Annotated in this window: 20 protein-coding genes; 16 read left to right on the top strand and 4 right to left on the bottom strand. The window is 35.4% G+C overall.

What is annotated here, in order from left to right:
- Positions 1–828 precede the first annotated feature (828 nt).
- The 14 genes from SPD48_RS17985 to SPD48_RS17920 all read left to right on the top strand — a co-directional run bounded on the left by SPD48_RS17985 (position 829) and on the right by SPD48_RS17920 (position 15096).
- Positions 829–1029 carry a hypothetical protein gene (locus SPD48_RS17985; RefSeq protein WP_336259515.1) on the top strand — a complete coding sequence of 67 codons (201 nt, stop codon included), beginning with the start codon at positions 829–831 and terminating at the stop codon, positions 1027–1029.
- Between the two features lie 145 nt (positions 1030–1174).
- On the top strand, positions 1175–1891 hold the full coding sequence (locus SPD48_RS17980; protein ID WP_336259514.1) for a class I SAM-dependent methyltransferase: 717 nt from the start codon (positions 1175–1177) through the stop codon (positions 1889–1891).
- A gap of 384 nt (positions 1892–2275) precedes the next feature.
- Positions 2276–5374 carry a hybrid sensor histidine kinase/response regulator gene (locus SPD48_RS17975; protein WP_336259519.1) on the top strand — a complete coding sequence of 1033 codons (3099 nt, stop codon included), beginning with the start codon at positions 2276–2278 and terminating at the stop codon, positions 5372–5374.
- A gap of 158 nt (positions 5375–5532) precedes the next feature.
- Positions 5533–5859: a helix-turn-helix transcriptional regulator gene (locus SPD48_RS17970; protein WP_336259513.1), complete on the top strand. Its 327-nt coding sequence runs from the start codon at positions 5533–5535 to the stop codon at positions 5857–5859.
- Positions 5860–6774: 915 nt separating this feature from the next.
- Entirely contained in the window at positions 6775–7338 is a 564-nt protein-coding gene (locus SPD48_RS17965; RefSeq protein WP_336259512.1) for a TetR/AcrR family transcriptional regulator, read from the top strand.
- An 85-nt stretch (positions 7339–7423) separates the two neighbouring features.
- Complete coding sequence (locus SPD48_RS17960; protein ID WP_336259511.1) at positions 7424–8242, top strand: purine-nucleoside phosphorylase; 819 nt, start codon at positions 7424–7426, stop codon at positions 8240–8242.
- Between the two features lie 118 nt (positions 8243–8360).
- Positions 8361–9578: a NupC/NupG family nucleoside CNT transporter gene (locus SPD48_RS17955; RefSeq protein WP_336259510.1), complete on the top strand. Its 1218-nt coding sequence runs from the start codon at positions 8361–8363 to the stop codon at positions 9576–9578.
- 158 nt (positions 9579–9736) lie between these two features.
- Positions 9737–10957 (top strand): CynX/NimT family MFS transporter, encoded by a 1221-nt coding sequence (locus SPD48_RS17950; protein WP_336259509.1) that lies wholly within the window; start codon positions 9737–9739, stop codon positions 10955–10957.
- 240 nt (positions 10958–11197) lie between these two features.
- On the top strand, positions 11198–12376 hold the full coding sequence (gene deoB, locus SPD48_RS17945) for a phosphopentomutase (protein ID WP_336259508.1): 1179 nt from the start codon (positions 11198–11200) through the stop codon (positions 12374–12376).
- Positions 12377–12419: 43 nt separating this feature from the next.
- Positions 12420–12560 (top strand): sugar-binding domain-containing protein, encoded by a 141-nt coding sequence (locus tag SPD48_RS17940; RefSeq protein ID WP_336259507.1) that lies wholly within the window; start codon positions 12420–12422, stop codon positions 12558–12560.
- A gap of 100 nt (positions 12561–12660) precedes the next feature.
- Positions 12661–13308, top strand: a complete 648-nt coding sequence (gene deoC / locus SPD48_RS17935) for a deoxyribose-phosphate aldolase (RefSeq protein ID WP_336259518.1) — start codon at positions 12661–12663, stop codon at positions 13306–13308.
- 215 nt (positions 13309–13523) lie between these two features.
- A complete protein-coding gene (locus tag SPD48_RS17930; protein ID WP_336259506.1) occupies positions 13524–13985 on the top strand; it encodes a MerR family transcriptional regulator in 462 nt (153 codons plus the stop codon).
- On the top strand, positions 13978–14400 hold the full coding sequence (locus SPD48_RS17925) for a hypothetical protein (protein ID WP_336259505.1): 423 nt from the start codon (positions 13978–13980) through the stop codon (positions 14398–14400). The genes SPD48_RS17930 and SPD48_RS17925 overlap by 8 nt, the downstream gene beginning before the upstream one ends.
- 159 nt (positions 14401–14559) lie before the next feature.
- Complete coding sequence (locus SPD48_RS17920) at positions 14560–15096, top strand: DUF1572 domain-containing protein (RefSeq protein ID WP_336259504.1); 537 nt, start codon at positions 14560–14562, stop codon at positions 15094–15096.
- A 175-nt stretch (positions 15097–15271) separates the two neighbouring features.
- Here the strand turns inward: SPD48_RS17920 and SPD48_RS17915 are convergent, their stop codons facing one another.
- The 4 genes from SPD48_RS17915 to SPD48_RS17900 form a co-directional block, all read right to left on the bottom strand.
- A complete protein-coding gene (locus tag SPD48_RS17915) occupies positions 15272–17248 on the bottom strand; it encodes an ABC transporter permease (RefSeq protein WP_336259503.1) in 1977 nt (658 codons plus the stop codon).
- A complete protein-coding gene (locus SPD48_RS17910) occupies positions 17241–18008 on the bottom strand; it encodes an ABC transporter ATP-binding protein (RefSeq protein ID WP_336259502.1) in 768 nt (255 codons plus the stop codon). The genes SPD48_RS17915 and SPD48_RS17910 overlap by 8 nt, the downstream gene beginning before the upstream one ends.
- Before the next feature lie 130 nt (positions 18009–18138).
- Positions 18139–19140, bottom strand: coding sequence for a sensor histidine kinase (locus tag SPD48_RS17905; protein WP_336259501.1), 1002 nt, complete (start codon positions 19138–19140; stop codon positions 18139–18141).
- Between the two features lies 1 nt (position 19141).
- Positions 19142–19813: a response regulator transcription factor gene (locus SPD48_RS17900; RefSeq protein WP_336259499.1), complete on the bottom strand. Its 672-nt coding sequence runs from the start codon at positions 19811–19813 to the stop codon at positions 19142–19144.
- 558 nt (positions 19814–20371) lie between these two features.
- Between SPD48_RS17900 and SPD48_RS17895 the strand changes: the two genes are divergently transcribed.
- Positions 20372–20746: a nuclear transport factor 2 family protein gene (locus tag SPD48_RS17895; RefSeq protein ID WP_336259498.1), complete on the top strand. Its 375-nt coding sequence runs from the start codon at positions 20372–20374 to the stop codon at positions 20744–20746.
- A gap of 278 nt (positions 20747–21024) precedes the next feature.
- Positions 21025–21924: a PhzF family phenazine biosynthesis isomerase gene (locus SPD48_RS17890; protein ID WP_336259497.1), complete on the top strand. Its 900-nt coding sequence runs from the start codon at positions 21025–21027 to the stop codon at positions 21922–21924.
- The last annotated feature ends 407 nt before the right edge of the window (positions 21925–22331 follow it).

Below are 22331 nucleotides of genomic sequence, written 5' to 3'. Positions count from 1 at the left end.
GAACTAATTTTTTCTTTATCCCCCTCATTATGGAAAAATATAGTATCATATATAAGACTACAAAGTAATTTACCTTTATTGGAAGCTTAATCCATATAAAAATACATGTATTATATCTATGAAAAGGCAGTAAAAAAGTAAAGGTGGTAATGTTATTGATTTATTCAATAGTTTTTTATAGTTCTATTTTTTTACCTGTACTTTTTTTAACGTTTGCTTTACTTAAAAACTCTTGGAAGTTCATTCTGTTGAGTGTCTTATCTTCACTACCTATTAGTCTTTACTTATCGTTTATACCTGCAATGAGGTGGGCAATAATAGTTCCCGTAATTTACTTTTTAATTTTTTACTTTATTAGAAAAATGAATAGTTCATCTTCTGAATACAAGTAACTTTGAGTATAGTAGAAAAAAACCAATCTGACTTGTTAAAGGGAAAAAATAACCTTTAAGAGCTTATAACCAACCAACGTATGCCCTTGTGATTTATTGGTGGACCAGGTATTCTGCCTTTTCATTCACTTCAAATAATAGCACACACGAGATTATAAAGTGACTAGTACCATAGCTGCAATATCACTAGTCACCATTAGCGTAATACACATTCAAGCAAATTTCTTCTTTGTTCCGTTCAACTTTCACAATGTCCGTTAAAGTATAGTTTTTACGCTGTTCCAATCTTATGCTACTGGTATGGATTGCATATATTTCTAGCAAAACCTTGTATTCTTGGTCATTTAGTTATGATGCAAAAAAGTTTAAAAACAGTCGGAAATGATAGGATTTTAAATAAAAAGTCATTTTTTCACACCGAAAGGGGGAAATCATTATGCTATTTAATAAAGAACATCCGTGGCGTTTTGCTATAGGGGGTTGGGGAGGATTTGTTCTGGCAACTATTTTGCTCTTAATATTTGATCCTGATATATATCCAATACTTGGTTTTTTAACTGCAGCAATATTATTGACTATTGGAAACGCTATTTATGTGCTTTACACAAAGTGGAAGTCAAAGGAAAGGGAAAAATAAAGCCTTTGTTTTCGGGTTAATTTGTTTTAAATTAATGTAAATTCCTTCCACCTATATTAGTGGCAACAGATAGATGGAGTATGACAAAAATTTACTACTAAATAGAAAAAGAATAAATAAGTTTGTTATAGAAAGTAGGCAAAAAATGATTCCGTTAGTATATGACCAGATTAATCGCTGGGGCAAAGACGATGAATTCTTTTTAGCATTATTAAAAAAGTTGCATATTAAGAAAATAGCTGATTTAGGTTGTGGAACAGGAAGATTGACATCTCATTTTGCGAAAGCAGGCTATCATATTACAGCTGTTGACCCAAATGAAGAAGCAATTGAATATGCAAAAAATAAGGAGTATCCAGGCGAGATATCTTGGGTTGTTGGTGATAGTTCAAATTTAAAATCAAATGCATTTGAGGCTGTTATAATGACAGCGAATGTTGCCCAAGTATTTCTTACAGATAAAAGTTGGCAACATGCCATCTCAGACGTATATAGAGCATTAAAACCTGGAGGGTATTTTATTTTTGATACCCGTAATCCAATTGCAAAAGCGTGGGAACAATGGGAAAAAGATAAAACTCCTGATGTTGCAATACATCATATGAGTGGTGAGCAACTTGAAATTTGGACGGAATACAAAGGGTTTGTTGAAGATGTTTATACGTTTTATGAAACAGTGAAAAATGCACGTACGGATAAAGTGTTAATTCAAGAAAAAATGGAATTAAAATTTCGAACACAAGAAGAAATCGATGAATCATTGCAACGAGCAGGGTTTTCACAAATCCAAGTTTATGGAGATTGGGAGTTTAAGCAAGCAACTATCGAAACCAAATCTTTTATTATTCATAGCATTAAATAAGGAGTTCTTTGGCAATCTTATTTTTCAAAATGAAAAACATGATTATATAGTTGTAAATAGTATAACGGCTTTACTAGTCTAAAAAAAGTGGCTATTTTTAAAAGGGAGAAACAACTCCTTTTTTTCTTAAAGATATATTACACTTACTTCAAATAAATTAAAAAAATACTTTATGATAGAATAGAAGCAGAAAGATACGAGAATGCAAGTATTGTAAACAAATACCGTTTAATAAATATGCTAAAACATTAGAAAATATTTAAACACAGGGATTTAAAAGTTACTTTTTGTTTCATTTATATAATTTAATTAGTAGATGACTTAGTTATTGATCAGATGATGAGAGGGGTCTTGAGCGGAAATAATTCGCCCAAAAAAATACATATGAAAAAAAGACATATTTTAATAATGTTTGGATTATTAATAATCATTTTATCGGGCTCCCGTATTCTCTGGATGAACGCATTCCAAGATGTCTCACATACGCAAATTAAAAAGGGGCAATTGGATTTACGGGATTGGAATGTAGATGATGGTGAAGTGCTTTTACTTGATGGAGAATGGGAGTTTTATCCTTCACAATGGTTGATAGATGGTGAGCAGCAACATGGTTTAGACGAGAAATCACGAAAGTTTGTTCAAGTTCCAGGAAGGTGGAATGAAAATTTTCATGATAAAGAATCAACACCGTTTGGATTTGGTTCGTATCGATTACGATTATATGTAAATCCAGATGAGAAGATGAATTATAGTATGTATGTATCAAGCGTACGCAGCTCTTCGGAAGTATATATTAATGGGCGATTCTTGGCTAGATCTGGGCAAGTTGGTGAAACAGAAGATGAATACGTCGCAAAAAATCTACCTTATTCAACAACCTTCACTGCAGATGAAAATGGTGTCATTGAGATTGTGATTCAAGCAGCAAATTTTAAAGATGTTCGCCGAAGCGGAATTATTCGTTCGATTAAATTTGGTTCAGAGGCAGCAATGTCCAAGGAAAGAAACTTGTCGTTATCCATGCAGGTTTTGGCTTCAGTTATATTTTTGATGCATTCTATTTATGCTCTTGTGCTATTTTTCCTTGGGAATCGTGAAAAAAGGTTATTATATTTTTCTTTACTAATATTTTGCATAACATTAATGAATTTAATCAGTAACGATGAAAAATTATTCCACTTATTATTTAATATTGGATATGAATGGGATTTTCGTCTAGCGAATGTAACCATTCCAATCGCTTGCTATGCCTTATTAGAGTGTATAGATCAACGTAATCTCCCTTATTGGCGTAGGATTAGTCCAGTCTATTTATTTACCAGTATAATAGTGGCTGTCATTACGTTGTTTTTATCCCCAGAGCAAATTATAATGATGTTTCCTGTTTATTATCTTTTGGCTGGGATAGCAATTGTTATCACGATGCTTACGTTTATCAAAAAGTTATTCAGTGATATAACCGGGAATGTTTTATTACTATTTTCTTTCATAGCTATCTGCCATCATTTTATTTGGATAATTTATTGGAGAGAAGCTGGAATAAGTGTCGTTCATTACCCGTTCGATCTTATTATTTCTATCGTTTGTTTTGCATCTATCTGGTTTAAAGATTATTTTAATATGCATATTAAAACAAAGAAGCTTGCTACAAAATTACAAAAAGTGAATGAGCATAAGGATCAATTTTTAGCAAACACCTCTCATGAATTTAAAAATCCACTTCACGGAATCATTAACATGTCTCAATCTGTTTTAGCTAGAGAAAAACATTTGTTACAGAAAAAAAGTGTCGATGAACTTGAAATGGTTTTAACAGTCGGCCAGCGGATGACACTGCTATTAAATGATCTACTTGATGCTGCTAGTTTACGGGAAGGTAATCCACGCTTGCAGAAAAAAGTCATTGCGATTCAGCCTATTGTAACAGGAGTACTCGATATGCTGCAATTCACTGTTGAAATCAAGCCAGTGAAAATTGTTAACCAAATTCCGGATGACTTTCCTCCCGTGATTGCAGACGAAAATCGAGTAATTCAAATCGTTTATAATTTGCTTCATAATGCTATAAAGTACACGAATGAAGGGGAAATTTACATACAAGCTGTAGTGAAGGATGAAAGAGCACTTATTACTATAGCTGATACAGGGATTGGTATGGATGAGGAATTGCTTCAGCGGCTATTTCGCCCCTATGAGCAAGCTTCTGATGAGCAAATGATTGAAGATGGTTTTGGGTTAGGCTTAAGTATAAGTAAACAATTGATTGAACTGCATGGCGGAAAATTAGAAGTTTCCTCAGTTCTAGGGAAAGGATCGAAGTTTACCTTTTCGTTAATACTTGCGCCGGCAGATGAAGTCGGGGAGATTGGGAATGCAATGAGATTTCAACACCAGATGATGCCTGTTAAAGATTTGGTCGCGTCTACAATCAATTTGGAAAAAGTGGAAGTCTTGATTGCTGAAGATCAATCCATATTAAACGCGACCGACTCCGAACGCCTGCCCATATTAATTGTTGATGATGACCCAGTAAACCTACAGGTAATTCAATCAATTTTGCCAGTTGAACAATATGATATCACTACTGTATCGAGCGGCAAAGAGGCGCTTGATATATTGGATGAAAAGGAATGGAATTTAGTTATTTCTGATATCATGATGCCACATATGTCAGGATATGAATTGACTAAATTGATTCGTAATCGTTATACCCTTACGGAGCTTCCTATCTTGCTGCTTACTGCAAGGAGTGAACCCAAGGATATACAAGCGGGTTTTTTAGCAGGGGCCAATGACTATGTGACGAAGCCTGTTGAAATGTTGGAGTTAAGATCAAGAGTGAGAGCACTTACGACAGTAAAGAAAGTTGTGCGAGAACAATTGCAATTAGAAGCTGCATGGTTACAAGCACAAATTCAGCCACACTTTTTATTCAATACATTAAATTCAATTATCGCTTTAAGTGAAATTGATTTAGATAAGATGAGTAATCTGCTAAATGAACTTAGCGAATTTTTAAGAACTAAATTTCAGTTTCAACATATTGATGGGCTGATCCCAATCGAAGATGAACTAAATATCGTGCGATCATATCTTAATATTGAACAAGTTCGTTTCGGAGATAGATTAGAGGTTGTTTGGGAGATGGATGTATACAATAATGATCTGAAACTTCCATTCTTAACGATTCAACCGTTAGTGGAAAATGCTATAAGACACGGTATCATGCAACGCATTAGTGGTGGAAAGATTGTCATAAAGATTTCCGTTCATGATGGGTATGCTGAGATTTCAGTTGAGGATGATGGCATCGGAATGGATGAAGTTCAATTGCAAAGCTTATTAGAAAGAAAGGCAGGAAGACGAACGGGTGTAGGATTAATTAATACGAATCAACGATTAATACGACACTTTGGAACAGGACTGCAAATTAAAAGTACACCAGATTTAGGAACAGTAGTATCCTTTATAGTGAGTATTTAGTATTTGGTTGCTATCATTAAAATGATGCTCGAATAGCCCTTGTACTTAGGGACTGCACCCAAAAAGTTAGAGTGAAAAGTCTAATTTTAGGAGTGTTTTTGAGGGAGTTGCCATTTCAGAAAAGAGCATCTTGATCACTATTTAGGAGGGATTAAAGAATGAAGAAGGCTAAATATCTTTTAAATATGACCACTTCATTGTTGCATGAAGGTCATCCAGATTTAGAAGGATCCTTAGAAGGTTTGTCACGTGTATTTGCTAAAATTATTTTTGCTCGTCGTTTACAATGTGGTTATTCCCAACAGGAACTTGCCGATAAAGCTGATGTCGGTTTACAAATAATTTCCCGTTCGGAAGGCGGCTTTGATAACCTTTCGATTGAAATTTACGACAAGATTTTTCGTGCGTTAGATTTGGGCATTAGAGACGTTGCAGAAGCCATGATCCAATTGAAGGCAAGTGATGAGGGACTTGCTTCAACTTAAAATTACAGACACGTTACTTTTGTGACGTGTTTTATTATGTTATACAACAAACGGATCATTTAATGAGGTAAGTTTTTTAAGTTAATAGACCTCATAATACAAAAAGCTGATGAGTTGTATTTATAATTCATCAGCTTATATATTAAAATCTATCTAATGTATATCTTTGTTTATACTTGAAGTAGTCTTATTGCCGTTGGCTGAAATTATCAAAGAAGAGAGGCTTCCTTTTCAGTTTCGCCTGCAACACCCTATTTGCTGTTGTTCAACTAGAATCATCAGTGATAATTCCCTCATTTTTATCAAATTGACAACTTAATTATTTAGCAAATTTATTTGAGCGATAAAAACTTGGAACTAGGAAGCCACAACTTCTTTGAATGTTATCACCAGATTTTAATTCAATATTTTCTAAGTTACTATTATCTCCATGTAAGTTTTCAATAACTTCTGTATAAACCTTTATCTTCGCACTTTGGTGGATAGTTGATGATTATTGTTTCTATACCAGCTAATAGCTGTCAATAATTAATACTCAAAAAGCTTTAAAAAGCATGTTACACTAAAAATGGGCATGCTAAATAAGTCTTTTAAACTGAAGAATGATGATTTATTAATAACCATAGCGGATCATGGTAACGATCCGACTTATCACGGAATTGATCATACACGACGAATATGCACCACTCATTCTTCATACATGGATGACTGTCTCGAGACTTAAGTGGGTAATAGGTCTTCCAGACTTGGACCAAGCACCTTTGATTCTTGCTGAAGCACTTTAAGATGAATCGATTAATTTTAATGCGTGAAAACGCTTTATTAAAACAATTGACAGCTTTTAAATTATGCTTTATGATGAGTCTATGAGTATGTAGACCGTTTGTTATAGTTATTCAATAGGGGGAAAATCGTTTGAAAAGAAATACACGTGAAGAAATGATTAAGTCAACAGCTTATTTGCTTCAAAGAAATGGCTATGCGGGAACAGGGATCAATGATATTATTCAGCATAGCGGTGCTCCAAAAGGATCACTATATTACCATTTTCCTAATGGAAAGGAACAGCTAGCAATAGAAGCAGTTCGGTGGACAAAGCAAAATGTGACTGCATTTATAAAAGAAACTTTATCGCAGTATGATGATGCCGTTGAATCCATTAAGCACTTTGTATTAGACAGCGCTAAACGATTTGAAGAAAATAACTATTTTCAAGGAGTACCCATTACAGCTCTAGTACTAGAGACAGCTGCAACAAGTGACGAATTAAGAAAAGCGTGTCAGGAAGTATTTGAAGCTTGGAGTAAAGAATTTGCAAATAAACTGTTATTAAATGGATACAGCGAGTCAGAAGCTAAAGTGTTAGGAGATACGATAAATATTATGATTCAGGGAGGATTTGTTGTGTCTTTAGCACGTAAAAATGCAGATGCATTAAAAACAGTCGCATCCAATATTTCCTTGATAATGCAAAGTTAACTCCTTTTTTTAAATATATTATATAGACCGGTCTATATTCAAAGTTATAAAATTTAATTTTTATCTATTTAGGGAGGAAATAAAATTGCACAAAACAGAAGATATTTTGGAAGCAAAAAATTATGTTACTAGCAAGACAAAACTCGTCCCGGAAATTGGAATAATTTTAGGGTCGGGCCTGGGAAGCTTAGCCGATGAAATGGAAGATGCTACAGTCATTCCATACGCTGACATTCCACATTTTTCTAAATCGAGTGCGGTTGGGCATGCAAATGAGTTAGTTATCGGAAAAATGGAAGGAAAAATAGTTGTTGCTATGAAAGGACGCTATCACTACTATGAAGGGTATTCATTAGACGAAGTTACGTTTCCTGTCCGTGTTATGCAAGCGTTGGGAATTGATAAGTTAATTATTACGAATGCATGCGGGGCAGTTAATACAGATTTTAATCCCGGTGAGCTAATGTTAATTACTGACCATATAAATTTGGTTGGGACAAATCCTTTGATTGGAAAAAATAATGATGATTTAGGAACGCGCTTTCCAGATGTATCTGAAGTATATAACCGTGAACTGAGAAACATTGTATTAAAGGTTGCTGAAGAAAAAGATATTACACTTCGTGAAGGTGTATATGGTTGGTGGAGTGGCCCTGTATATGAAACGCCTGCAGAAATTCGTATGATTCGTACGTTAGGCGGAGATGCAATAGGAATGTCAACTGTCCCAGAGGCTACAGTTGCCATACATGGAGGACTTAAAGTGCTAGGCGTATCTTGTTTAACGAACATGGCATGTGGAATTTTAGATGAGCCTCTTAGCCATGATGAAGTAATTGAAGTTGCCGCCAAATCAAGAGATATATTTGTTCATTTAATCAAAAATGTGATTAAAGAAATGTAAATTAATCAGCATTAAAATGTAAGGGGTTCACCTATGGGTGGTTATTCCCACGTGTTAACCCCTTACTTTTGAATAAAATTAATTATCGCAATATTCGAAAGAGGGGGATGAAATAATAATGAATATACTTTGGGGACTGTTTGGATGTAGTTTTATAATTTTTATTTCCTTTTTGTTATCGGAAAAAAAGAAAGCGATTAACATTACAACTGTAACGGTGGGTTTTATATTACAAGTAGTATTTGGATACCTCGTATTAAAGTGGACAATCGGAAAAAATATTTTGGAGTATGTGTCTACAGTAATTACAGATATTATTAGTTTTGGATATGAAGGACTGAAATTTGCTTTTGGACCATTAGCCGAGCAAGGTGGTGAGTTTGGTATTTGGGGAGTTACTGTTTTAGGGTTAATCGTCTTTTTTACCGTTTTAATTGGTATTTTATATCATTTTGGAGTTATGCAATATATTGTACGGTTTATTGGAGGCTTTATTTCAAAAGTCATGAAAACCTCTTATGCGGAGTCAGCAGCGGCCGCAGCAAACATGTTTGTCGGGAATACTCAGGCTCCACTAGTTGTTAAGCCTTATATCGCCAATATGACTCGTTCCCAATTATTTTCAGTAATGGTCGGAGGACTTGCCTCTGTTTCTGGTGCAATCATGGTTGGATTGGCTGCTATGGGAATTCCAATGGAGTATCTGTTATCTGCAGCAGTAATGTCAGCTCCGGCTGGAATTATGATTGCTAAATTCTTAATTCCCGAAACGGAAGAAATAAATAAAAACGAATGGAAGGAAGTTGATGATTCGTCTGATGAAAAAACAAATATAATTGATGTCATTTTTGTTAGTTCTAAAGAGGGGTTACAATATGCCATAAATGTTGGATTAATGATAACAGCTTTTATTAGCATAATGGCTTTAATTAATGGTCTATTTGGATGGACAGGATCGTTGTTTGGATTTGAAAATTTCTCACTAGAATTAATATTTGGTTATGTTTTCGCACCTGTCGCTTTTATTATTGGTATTCCTTGGGAAGAAGCATTAATTTCTGGGAACTTCATAGCGCAAAAGCTTTTGCTGAATGAGTTCTTTGCTTTTGCTAACTTATCTAATTCAATCGACCTGCTCTCAGAAAAAACGGTAGCAATTTTAACATTTGCTTTGAGTGGATTTGCAAACTTTGGAGCTGCCGGGAGTATTGTAGGTATGTTATCGGAAATGGTACCTCACAGAAAATTAGAAATTCAAAGATTGATGATAAAGGCGTTAATCGCTGCAACATTGGCAAACTTATTGAATGGTGCTATCGTAACGATGTTCTTTTAATATTAATAAACTGAAATTGAGCATCAAAAAAGATGGAAGGACCTAGTAATTTTTCGAATTTCCGGAAGATGCTTGGACAACATTATAGAAAGTACTTCTCTTGCGTTTAATCGATTTTTTGAATGCTTAAGAAGTTACTTTCTGGTTTTTAATTAACAATGTGCATTGCTGAAGGGGTTTTTATTTTGTCAGAACATAACAATCGATTATATAATGCATTGCTTATAGTAGGAATTATATTTGTTGGAATTAACTTACGACCTGCCATTACATCAGTAGGACCGTTAATAGGCATGATACGTGCTGACATTCATATTTCTAATTGGATTGCTGGTCTGTTGACGAGCTTGCCTTTGATTGCTTTTGCGCTTATGTCAATAAGTGCCGCCAAGATTGGCAGGAGATTTTCCAATGAACGCAGCCTCTGCTTCGGATTGGCGATTCTCGCTTGCGGAATCTTCATTCGATCAGTATCCGGTATAGTTCTTTTACTGGTAGGTACATTCTTGATTGGATTTGGAATTGCTATTTGTAATGTGTTATTGCCAAGCACAATTAAAGAAAAATTTCCAACAAAGGTTCCTTTTATGACTAGCTTATATTCAACGACAATGGGAGTATTTGCTGCAACTGCATCTGGAATAAGTATCCCCCTTGCCAAAGGTATAAAGTTAGGATGGCAACAAGCTATGCTAGTATGGTCAGTACCGGCTATTCTTGCAATGGTAGTTTGGTTATATATTTCCATCAAACATGTACAAAGCAAAAAAAAGACAGACATTGTTTCCAGTATTCGTGATAAACGGATTTGGCGGTCGAGATTAGCATGGCAAGTCGCAATGTTTTTAGGTTTTCAGTCTTTTTTATTTTATGTAACCATATCTTGGTTGCCGGAGATTTTAGTCTCTTTAGGCGTGGATATTTCGACCGCTGGATGGTTATTGGCGATTGCACAATTTATCGGATTGCCAGCTAGTTTTTTTGCGCCGATAATCGCCGGTAAGTTTAAATCACAATCAGGGGCTGTGCTTATTACAGGTTTATTTGCTGTTGTGGGTTACATTGGTCTACTATTAAGCAATAATTTTGTTGTTATAATAATTTGTACAATGTTTATCGGCATTACTTTAAGTGGAGGATTCGCATTGGCTCTATCTTTTTTGGGGTTGCGTGCGAAAAACGCGGAACAAGCAGCAATGCTTTCGGGCATGGCTCAAACAATGGGTTACTTATTAGCCGCAATCGGTCCATTTTTCATCGGATTTTTCTATGATTTGACAAGCGAGTGGACAATCCCTTTAATTATATTGATTATTGTATCCATTTCAGCAATTCTATTTGGAATGCGATCTGGAAAAAGTGGTTTTATACTAGATTAAGTCTTCCTTTAAAAATACGAGAAATAATGGAAAAGAAGTTTATTGATAGGCAATGGTGAAATATGAAAGTAAATTAGCCTTACATGGTTGGGTAAGTAAATTAAGGTTGTGTTTAAAACTATCTACAAATATATGAAAAAACAGAGAGTACTAACCATATAAAAACCAAATAAACCATCCAGTAATGAACAGGGAATACGGAATTATACGATAAAACTAAACACTGAAAGGTTTGTAATTATGAAACGTATTTTTTTAATTGTTATGGACTCTGTTGGAATCGGGGAAGCTCCCGATGCAGAGCTATTTAATGACGAAGGCGCTGACACTTTGGGCCACATCGCTGAATATATGAAAGGGCTACATATGCCCAATTTAGGAAGACTCGGATTGAGTAATATACGAAAAATAGAAGGGATAGATACAGTCACAAACCCTGAAGGGCATTATACAAAGATGCAAGAAGCTTCAAATGGTAAGGATACAATGACTGGTCATTGGGAAATCGCAGGCCTTCATGTCAATACACCATTTCGGACGTTTGAAAATGGATTCCCGCCTGAATTAATAAATGAATTAGAAAAGAAAACTGGAAGAAAAATAATTGGTAATAAACCGGCTTCAGGCACAGCGATCATTGAAGAGTTGGGGGAAGAACATCTTTCCTCTGGCGCATTAATCGTGTATACGTCCGCAGACTCTGTTCTACAAATTGCAGCACATGAAGATGTTGTGCCTATTGAAGAATTATATGATATTTGTAAAATAGCTCGCGAACTGACTTTGGATGAAAAATACATGGTGGGTCGTGTAATTGCTCGACCATTTGTAGGTCATCCTAGTGCATTCAACAGAACTTCTAATCGCCATGATTATGCACTAAAACCATTTGATAGAACGGTATTAGATGGACTGAAAGATGCTTCATATGAAGTTATCGCTTTGGGAAAAATATCGGATATTTTTGATGGAGAAGGGATAACTGATTCTATTCGCACAATTGACAACGATGATGGAATGACCAAACTGATGGAAACAATGGATAGAGATTTTACTGGACTATGTTTTCTAAACTTAGTTGATTTTGATGCAGAATATGGACATCGACGCGATCCACAAGGGTATGGAGAAGCACTTGAAGCATTTGATAAAAGGCTTGGCGAAGTGTTACCAAAACTTAAAGAGGACGATTTATTAATCATAACGGCAGATCACGGTAATGATCCGACCCATCATGGAACAGACCATACACGTGAATATGTACCGCTTCTAATTCATCATAAAGGGATTAAGGTTGGAAGAAGTCTACCTATCCGTGACACATTTGCAGATATTGGGGCAACAATTGCAGATAATTATAATATACCTTTACCTAAATATGGGACTAGTTTTTTGAATGAGATAAGGAAAGATCTGTAGCGAAGAATTAAATGCACGTACTATTGACCTTAATGTACATCTTTTGGTTAAGAAGGAATCTTCGATTTTAGTAGCTGGAGGCATCAAAAAATTCAGTAGTATTGTTGGTGCATTACATGGAGTTTATGCAAATGTACTAATAACGGACAAATATATAGCAGAAACTCTAGCTAAGAACTGTTAATTTAAGCAAGTTGACAATATAGAAAAATAAAGTAACTGAAAAACAACGGAGGTGAATTCAGGTGAGCGTAGAGTTAATTACTGGTAGAAAAATTGCTCGTATGATCGACCATACACTATTAAAACCTGAAAGTACAAAAGAAGAAATCGAGAAAATATGCGAGGAAGCGGTAGAATTTCAATTTGCAACAGTTTGTGTTAATCCATACTGGGTTCCAACTGCAGCGACTGCGTTGAAAGGATCAAATGTAGGGATAACAACCGTAATTGGATTCCCATTAGGTGCAACAAGTGCTTTTGCAAAAGCTGCAGAAGCACGTGATGCTATTGCTGCTGGAGCAACTGAAATTGACATGGTAATTAATATAGGTGCTATGAAATCGGGTAACTATGATGCGGTAAGAAAAGACATTGAAGGTGTGGTTTTAGCAGCTAATAAACAAGCCGTCGTAAAAGTCATCATAGAAACTGGGTTTCTAACAGATGAAGAGAAGAAAAAAGCTTGTACGCTCTCTAAAATGGCTGGCGCTGATTTTGTAAAAACATCTACAGGATTTGGCCCAGGAAGTGCTACTGCAGAAGATATTGCTTTAATGAGAGAAGCGGTCGGTCCAGAAATGGGAGTAAAAGCATCCGGTGGGGTTCGTGATCTAGATACAGCTAGAAGAATGATTGCTGCTGGAGCAAATCGTCTAGGAGCAAGTTCAGGAAAAGAGATTGTAAAAGGCGGACAAGGTAACGGTTATTAATAGTTAATTAAGGTGGTATTGTTAAATTGCAATGCCGCCTTTTGCTTTTTTATAAGGAAATTTTTTGATAAAGATTATGAAATAAAGTTTATTACAAAAGAAAATATTGTTAATTAAGATACAATCAACATATCTTTAAATACAATATTCCAACTATAGAAAAAAATCAAAAAGCGACTTGACATTGGAGTCAACTCAAATGCTATGATGGATTCATGGAAAAATTTTATTCTATACAAGAGGTTTCGGAGAAACTTGGGATGTCCAAGGATACACTTAGGTATTATGACCGGATTGGGATCGTTACGCCGTCTCGGAAAGACAATCGGTACCGCAGGTATTCGAGGGATGACCTCATAGACTTGATGAATATTCAGATCATGAAGTATGCGGACTTTTCTCTGGATGAAATTAAGGGGAAATTTGGTTTCCATAGGATGGAAAATATCGATCCCGCTTACTGCGAAGAGGTTGCTGCATTCCTCGATGCTAAGAATGCAGAAACGCGCAAGAAGATTAATCATCTGAATAAGGTAAGTAGTTTACTTAACCTAGCTGCCGAAACATTAAGGGATTTGAATAACGAAAGCGACGAACAATTGGCAGAATTCGTCCGAGAGATTTACAAGGATATCCAAGAGAATGAACCGGAAATTTTTTTGGAGGGTTGTGATTAATATAAAGGTTAGGAATTTTTATTATTTGATTGCCGGTGTTCTTGCTGTGCTCTTTGCCGTCACACATGCATGGAACGGGCAATCTGCTGTATTTCCCACGCTCGACAATGGGGAGATGCCCATGGATATCCGAATAGTATTTACGTATGTTTGGCACATTATAACGGTAGAAAATTTGGTCTTCGGCATCGCCTTCATTTTTATGTCATTCCAAAGTGAGCGATCGAAGATCAATTTTGCCGCATGGATGATCGTGGCGATTCTGATTGTCCGATTAATAGTAATTCTTGGCGTAACGGCATTACTTGACGTTTCCGCTCTCACGAATACGCTTATAGATTCGATTGCCATCGTAATCTATGTTGCCTTGATCATACTGGGCACAACTAGGAAGACAAAACAGACCGCAGATTAACACTGCAATAACAGAGAGGTCCGAATGTGGCATTAAAATAAAATTGATGTAAGAAAAAAACTTTATTGCTTAATCGCAAGATAATCGAAAAGACTTGTTCTCTCTAAGTTGTGTTGACTCGATTTAAAATCGGAATTATTCTAATGGGGTGTGCCAATAATGAACCTTGGAAAAGAGTATTTGAATGTTGTACAAGAAAGATTTAAAAGTCTCAAAGACCTAGGTGATAAGACAATAGGGCAATTGTCGAACGAAGAAATTCACTGGAGTTTAAATAAAGCTTCAAATAGTGTTGCGGTTATAGCCAAACATTTAAGTGGAAATATGGTGTCCAGATGGTCCGATTTTTTAACTTCGGATGGAGAAAAGTCATACCGGAATCGTGACCAAGAATTTGAGGACGATATATCATCAAAACAGGAACTGATAAAAGTTTGGGAAAGAGGTTGGAACATTCTTTTTGAAACATTAAATGGATTAGGTGATCAGGATTTATTAAAAAATGTGTACATTCGGGGAGAAAGACATACGGTACTTGAAGCGATTGAAAGACAAATGGCTCACTATGCCTATCATGTAGGGCAAATCGTTTATATTGGTAAACTAATAAAAGACGAGAATTGGGAAACTCTCAGTATCCCGAAAGGAAAATCAGAAGAACATTTGCAACAAATGTTGAAAAAACATCATAAATAAGACATTTAACCATACCAGTTAATAGTTGTTGACAGCTATTAACTGGTATTCCGAACGTAAACGTTTAGGACAAGGTTAAATTTTTTGTGAAAAAACTTATTGCACTTTAAAATATAACAATTTAAATCTAAGGGTTTATTCCTCAATTGCACCCTATGAAATCCAGGCACTGCCTCTAACTGACAATCTTATAATATTCCCTCGCTGTTAATATATAGACAAGAGCATAAAATAAAGCAAATATAAATATGGTTGCAGCTGTACATATGACAAAAAGACCAATATTTGTTAAGTTTAACAAAGCCAATAGTTTCGTGATAACTTTGAATGCAAAGGCGATGTGAATAACGGCTGCGATAAGTGGTAAGAAAAACACGACGAGCACTTGGCTCTTAATCGATTTTTTAATTTCCTCTTTACTCAAGCCTACTTTTTGCATAATTGCAAACCGTTCTTTGTCATCATAGCCTTCAGATATTTGTTTATAATACATAATTAAGACGGTTGCCATGATGAATAATGCGCCAAGAAATAGACCAAGGAAAAATAAACCGCCGTATATGGAATAGAAAGATTCTTTTGATTCCTCTTGTCCTTCTGCATAGCCATCGATGGAGGCTTCTTTTAGCTTTTGGGATAAAGCCCTTGTTAGGGCAATTTCATTTTCAGTGCTTCCCTTAGCATCAAATCCTGAAAAATAAGATAAATCCTTCCAATCTATAAGCTCTAATTCCTCGGCAGGGTATAGAGATTTAATCGTTTCTTCATCTTTTACGACAATAAAATAGCCATCTGTTAACATACCAGAACTATCTCTGCTGAAGGACAGGTCTTTTAACTGGTCTTTAATTTGAAACTCCTGTCCTGATATTGTAATGGTATTTTCAACAGGCTCTCCCTCAAACGTATAAATTAGAACTTCATTGTCCGCTAGTTTTGCAGACTGTTCTTCCAACTGATTAAACTCTTCAAGCGAGATTAATTCAATCATTGAGATATTCGTAAATGACTGAATGGTTTTACGATCTGTTGTAAAAGTATTTCCTTCCCTATTTGCTGGAAAATCTGCAGAACGATAACGAACCGGGTCTATTATTTCAATTTGATATTTTTCTGCTTCATCATATATTATTTTTTCAATTACTTGTGCCTGCTCTTCAGAGATATTATTTGCTGAAACTTCAATTTCCATTGGATAGCGATTTTTGATCACATCTTCCATTCCAATGTAAAGAGATACCGTGCTTGATAACATGACCAAGACCATGGTAGAAAGAATACAAATATTGGCCAGACCTACTGCGTTTTGTTTCATCCGATAAATCATACCTGATACACTGATAAAATGTTTAGTTTGATAATAGAAACCTTTGTTTTTTCGCATGATTTTTAAAAGGGCTATCGTGCCGGCTGTAAATAAAGCGTATGTGCCGATAATGACGAGTAGCACAGCTAGGAAAAACTTATTGAGCGCGGCTAATGGAGATTCCGTTACTAGTGCGATATAGTATCCGGACGCGAGTGCTGCTACTCCGATAATAACGAGAACCCATTTCGTTTTTGGTTCTTTTTCACCAACCTGACCACCTCGTAATAATTCAATCGGTTTTGCCAGATGAATATGTCTTAAATTGTTTAAAAGGGTAAGGACAAAAATACTAAGAAAAAGGATCGATGTAATTCCTATTGATTTTGTCGAAACAAAATACGTAAGTGGCACGTTAAAATGTAAAATATTATTTAAGAGCAAAAACATTAACTTGCCTATAATCATTCCGCTTACTAATCCAATAACAATACTGAAGACAGTGACAAAAACGGTCTCCCAAACAATCACTTTGGAAATATGCTTTTTCTCCATTCCAAGAATATTGAATAGACCAAATTCCTTTTTTCGTCGTTTAATTAAAAAGCTGTTTGTATAGAATAAAAAAATAACTGAAAAGACGCCGATGACAATATTGCCTAAATTTAAGATCGTAATTAAGGAATCACCACCGGACATTTTTTTCAAACCCGGATTTCCCGACATAAAATGCATCATGTAAAACATAGCAATGGTACTGATACATGTAAGGATATAAGGGATATACGTTTTCCGATGTTTATTTATATTCGTTAAGGCAAGTTTGGTGTAGAAAAGTCTACTCATTTCTACCACCACCCGTGGCAATGATGTTTAATGTATCCGAGATTTTTTGGTACATCGCTTCATTAGATAAGGATCCTTTATAGATTTGATGGAACACGGCGCCATCTTTAATAAACAGAATGCGACTCGCGTGGCTGGCGGCCTTTGTACTATGGGTCACCATAAGAACCGTTTGGCCTTCTTGATTAATCTGTGAGAAAATTTGCAGTAAATCATCGGCGGCACGTGAATCCAACGCACCGGTTGGCTCATCAGCTAGAACAAGCTTTGGATTCGTAATGAGAGCTCTCGCAACCGCTGCCCGCTGTTTTTGACCCCCGGAAACTTCATAAGGGAATTTTGTTAAAATATCTTTGATCCTTAATTTTTCAGCAAGCGGTTTTAAACGGTTACTCATTTCACTGTATGATGTGCCTGATAATACGAGTGGTAAAAAGATATTGTCTTGCAATGAAAATGTATCGAGTAAGTTAAAGTCCTGAAAAACAAAACCGAGATTTTTTCGGCGAAATGTAGAAATTTCTTTTTCACTAATGGATACAATGTCTTTGTCATTCAGTAAAACTTCTCCGCTAGTCGGTTTGTCAAGAGCAGCTAAAATATTTAATAAAGTCGTCTTTCCAGAACCGGATTCGCCCATAATCGCAACATATTCCCCTTCTTCAACTGAAAAGCTTACGTCTGTAAGTGCTTGAACATGATTGCCACCGAATCGAGTTGTGTATACTTTTTTTAGATTTTTCACATCTAGTAATGTCATGAAAAATTCCTCCGTCTCTTCATTTAACTACATGTTCAGTATAGCAAAGGCATCATTCTCACAGACATAGCTTTTACTTACAAATAAGGGCTCAATCTTACATTATTGTAAGATTAAATAAATACTGGTATCATTCCACCCCGATTTCCTTTGTTTCCAAATCAATGATAATCTTTGTTCCTATTCCTACCTCTGATTCAATAGTTATGTCATGGGATAGCTTGGTCACTATTTGTTTGCAAAGATACAAACCAATCCCCGTAGATTGTTTAAAGGCACGGCCATTGAATCCAGTAAAGCCTTTTTCAAATACACGTGGTAAATCTTCTGCTTGAATGCCTATACCAGTATCTTCTATAATTAGTTGTTCATTCTTCATATGTATTGAAATGGAGCCTTCTTTTGTATACTTCAACGCATTGGATAGAATTTGCTCGATGACAAAGAGCAGCCATTTTTCATCTGTTAATACGGTACGGTTAATATCCGAATAGTTTAGGCTGATTTTTTTTCGAATAAACATTTTCGCATTTTTTCGGATCGCTTGTTTAATGATCTCATCTAATTCATATTTCTTAAAAACAAGATCATTGGACATATCTTCTAAACGAAGATATTGTAGAACAAATTCAACATATTGTTCAATTTTAATTAATTCCAATTCCAATTCGGTCGTTTGCTCATTTTGTTCCGATTGAAGAAGGAGTCGCATCGCTGCAATTGGTGTTTTAATTTGATGGGTCCACTGTGTAAAATAATCAACTAAATCTTTTTGTTTATTATCAGCTTGAACGGTCAATTCGTTCTTGTTTTTATATAAAATTTGCAGCAGTTCTTGATATTTCCGTTCAATTGCATTCTTTGGGGTAGGCAATTGATCGAGTTGTACCATAATAGTTTTTTTTGCGTTTTTTAGCTTTTTGTATTGCTTTATAAATTTTAAAAAATCAACAACAAAAAAGACGAAGACAATGTATGAACATAAAAGGATGGAGTAGAGAATTGGATCGAGGGGTTGATGGCTAAGCGAAAAAACGATAGTAAAGCATAGAACGAATAGGAAGAATAAGGTTATTGATTTCCAGTTTTTATGTAAATAAAGGAGAAATAGATTTTCTTTATGATTATTCATATTAGTCCACCAAATAGCCGAGTCCTTTCTTTGTTTTAATAAACTCATTTAGTCCAATTGCTTCTAACTTCTTTCGGAGACGGTTGATATTCACTGTTAGTGTATTATCATCAATAAAACTGTCCGTTTCCCATAGCCGCGTCATTAGTACATCCCTTGAAACAGCCTTGCCCTTATTTTCAAGAAGAACATGCAAAATCTTCTGGTCGTTTTTCGTTAAATCGATTTTTTGGCCATTATAGGTAAGGGTCGCATCACTTGTGTTTAGGATAGCCCCACGGTGTTCCAATAAATTTGTTTGACCGGTAAAGTCGTAAGTGCGTCGAAGTAATGCTTGCACTTTGGTAGTGAGAATCGTCAGATCGAAAGGTTTGGCAATAAAGTCATCCCCGCCCATATTAATAGCCATGACAATATTCATATTGTCGGAAGCAGAAGAGATAAAGATAATTGGTACCTTAGATACTTTGCGAATCTCATTACACAAAGTAAACCCATTCACAAAGGGGAGGGAGATATCCAATAAAACTAATTGCGGATCAAATGAAACAAAATGTGACATGACATTCTGAAAATCAGAAACGTATTCCACTTCAAATCCCCACGGCTGAAGGTGATTCTTTACCGTTCTTGCAATAACCATATCATCTTCTACAATTAGTATTTTGTACATCATCTTAGCTCCATTCATCAGAAAGTTTTAATTGAATCCCCATTGTTAAATCAAACCAGTTCCAATAGACTTTGACATAATATAAAGGGATCTGTATTTCTTGATTAAGATATTTTCCGTTATAACCAAAAAGGGCAAAATATAGTACCCTGTTCTCATTAACAATGAACTCCCCATTTAACTGCTGTTATCACTTTATTTTAATTTTACAATCAATGGTCCATTTATTCTACAAAATGACCTGAGTTTGTATTTTCTGTCCTTGGATTTATTGGTAATAATAGGCGGGATATTACTGGATGATTTTTTGATATCCTACAAAAAGCTAATGATCAGTACCTAAAAGAATGATAAAATTGAAATTTACCCTTTGACTTTTATTTACAGAAGGGTAAAGGATTTTAAAATTTGAAGAAGTCTTATTAGAGGTACTATATATGGATGTTTTGGGGAATCTACTAGAGTAGATTAGTTTAATTACAAAATATCGAAATGTGCTAGTAGCATAAAAGAAATTTAGTCTAAATAATCAGGACTTTACAGGAAGGATGATGTATCATGAAAAATTCTTTAAAGGAAAAGGCGGTGTCATTCTTGCAAATGGTAGCATCAGGTGAAGTGCGAGAAGCATACCGTAGATATATTGGTCCGGATTTCCGTCATCATAACCCCTATTTCCGTGGAGATGCTAACTCTCTTATGTTCGCAATGGAAGAGAATGCCGCCAGGAATCCAGACAAAATTTTTGAAGTAAAACGTTCCATTGAAGAGGGTAATATCGTTGCGGTTCATTCACATGTAAAGCAAAAGCAAGGTGACCTTGGTGGGGCTGTTGTCCATATTTTCCGTTTCCATAACGACCTTATCGTCGAGCTTTGGGATGTGGGTCAGCCTATACCTGATAACTCTCCTAATGAAAATGGCGTATTCTGATGTAAAAAAAATTTACAGGGGCTTTACTTTAATACTAATCTTTAATAATCGAGCGCCTCTCTTGAGTAATGGCGCTTTATTTTTTGTTCAGCATTGGAATTGGAGAATAACAAGGAGTAAAAGCGAAAGACTTGTGTTTTATCATGTTAATTTTGAAAAAAAGTGGGGGTATATTTTAACAAAGAAACAGTTTATATAGGGTGAAATTTCATTTGATGGTAAAATAAAGATAATATATAATGTTCCTAATTCATTCAGATGTTAGGGGGAATTGACTCGTGAAAATGGTAAAGGTTTATCACTATGATGCTTTCAGTATAGAACCCAATAAAGGGAATCCGGCAGGGGTTGTTTTAAATGGAGACGACTTAACAGATGAGGAAATGCAAGAAGTTGCTTTTAAAGTAGGGTTTAATGAAACCTCTTTTCCAATTAAATCTAACAACGCTGACCATAGAATACGGTTTTTTACACCGGGACACGAAATGAACCTTTGTGGGCACGCAACAATGGCAACTATTTATGCCTTAAAAACGAGAGGATTATTGGGGGATAAAACGGATTTTACAATTGAAACAAAAGCAGGTGTTTTACCAATAAAGATTAGTTCAACTACTGATAATGAAACATATATAACTATGAAACAGGCACCACCACAGTTTAAAGATTATAAAGGTTCTAAGGAAGATTTAGCTAACGCGATAGGAATAACAATAGATGATATTGATGATGAATTACCGATTCTATATGGTAGTACAGGAAATTGGACACTTTTAATTCCAATAAAAACACTTGATGCCTTTAAAAAAATGAAACCAAATAATAAGTCATTTCCAACAGTATTAAAAGAAATGCCTAAAGCATCAATTCATCCATTTTGTCTAGAAACCTATGATTCGGATGCCGATATGCATGCTCGACATTTTTCCTCACCTTTCTCAGGTACGATAGAGGATGCAGTTACGGGAACTGCTTCAGGGGTCATGGGTGCGTATTTTGCAAAATATATTAAGAGAAATTTTGAAGAATCATTAAACCTTGTTGTAGAGCAGGGGCAGGAAATGGATAAAGACGGCCGGGTAATGGTGCGAGTTTCTAATAATGAAGATAATTATGATATAGAGATAACAGGAAATGCAGTCTATGTAAAAGAGTTCGATGTTTTATTAGAAAATTAGTTACTTGGGAAGAAGTGCTCTCAAATGTAAACGTCTAGTTCACGGGAAGAGCTTTAAAGATGTGGCTGAATAGTTTAACACTTCTTCCTTCACTGAAATGAGAACAGTGCTAGAGTGTTACCAGAGACAAATCAGTTGCCAAAGGTAATAGCAAGATATAAGGAGGAGAAAAGTTTCAGACCCTGTAGAATGAAAACCCCTTGAAATTTTACCAGACAGAAGGAAAAAACTATAAATTGGAAGTATTTATATATCCCTTATAAATTGACACCTTGGCCTATTCCTAATATAATTGGCTTACAAATTAATAAGTATTTCTCCTTTAAGGGGAGTAGCTATATTACAATAAAGTCGTCAGTACAGGAGATTTTTATCCTCGGCTTTATTGGCAACAATCGTTGTTGGCG

This window comes from Pseudogracilibacillus sp. SE30717A (genome assembly GCF_037071985.1).
Lineage (GTDB): Bacteria > Bacillota > Bacilli > Bacillales > Amphibacillaceae > Pseudogracilibacillus.
The sequence above is the reverse complement of the archived record's forward strand: the minus strand, read 5'-3'. Positions and strand labels throughout refer to the sequence as shown.

Bases quoted from the DNA above. Each gene is read 5' to 3' on its own strand.
- SPD48_RS17985 (WP_336259515.1), top strand. From the start codon at position 829: ATGCTATTTAATAAAGAACATCCGTGGCGTTTTGCTATAGGGGGTTGG.
- SPD48_RS17980 (WP_336259514.1), top strand. From the start codon at position 1,175: ATGATTCCGTTAGTATATGACCAGATTAATCGCTGGGGCAAAGACGAT.
- SPD48_RS17975 (WP_336259519.1), top strand. From the start codon at position 2,276: ATGAAAAAAAGACATATTTTAATAATGTTTGGATTATTAATAATCATT.
- SPD48_RS17970 (WP_336259513.1), top strand. From the start codon at position 5,533: ATGAAGAAGGCTAAATATCTTTTAAATATGACCACTTCATTGTTGCAT.
- SPD48_RS17955 (WP_336259510.1), top strand. From the start codon at position 8,361: ATGAATATACTTTGGGGACTGTTTGGATGTAGTTTTATAATTTTTATT.
- SPD48_RS17950 (WP_336259509.1), top strand. From the start codon at position 9,737: ATGTGCATTGCTGAAGGGGTTTTTATTTTGTCAGAACATAACAATCGA.
- deoB (WP_336259508.1), top strand. From the start codon at position 11,198: ATGAAACGTATTTTTTTAATTGTTATGGACTCTGTTGGAATCGGGGAA.
- deoC (WP_336259518.1), top strand. From the start codon at position 12,661: ATGATCGACCATACACTATTAAAACCTGAAAGTACAAAAGAAGAAATC.
- SPD48_RS17930 (WP_336259506.1), top strand. From the start codon at position 13,524: ATGGAAAAATTTTATTCTATACAAGAGGTTTCGGAGAAACTTGGGATG.
- SPD48_RS17920 (WP_336259504.1), top strand. From the start codon at position 14,560: ATGAACCTTGGAAAAGAGTATTTGAATGTTGTACAAGAAAGATTTAAA.
- SPD48_RS17915 (WP_336259503.1), bottom strand. From the start codon at position 17,248: ATGAGTAGACTTTTCTACACCAAACTTGCCTTAACGAATATAAATAAA.
- SPD48_RS17910 (WP_336259502.1), bottom strand. From the start codon at position 18,008: ATGACATTACTAGATGTGAAAAATCTAAAAAAAGTATACACAACTCGA.
- SPD48_RS17905 (WP_336259501.1), bottom strand. From the start codon at position 19,140: ATGAATAATCATAAAGAAAATCTATTTCTCCTTTATTTACATAAAAAC.
- SPD48_RS17900 (WP_336259499.1), bottom strand. From the start codon at position 19,813: ATGTACAAAATACTAATTGTAGAAGATGATATGGTTATTGCAAGAACG.
- SPD48_RS17895 (WP_336259498.1), top strand. From the start codon at position 20,372: ATGAAAAATTCTTTAAAGGAAAAGGCGGTGTCATTCTTGCAAATGGTA.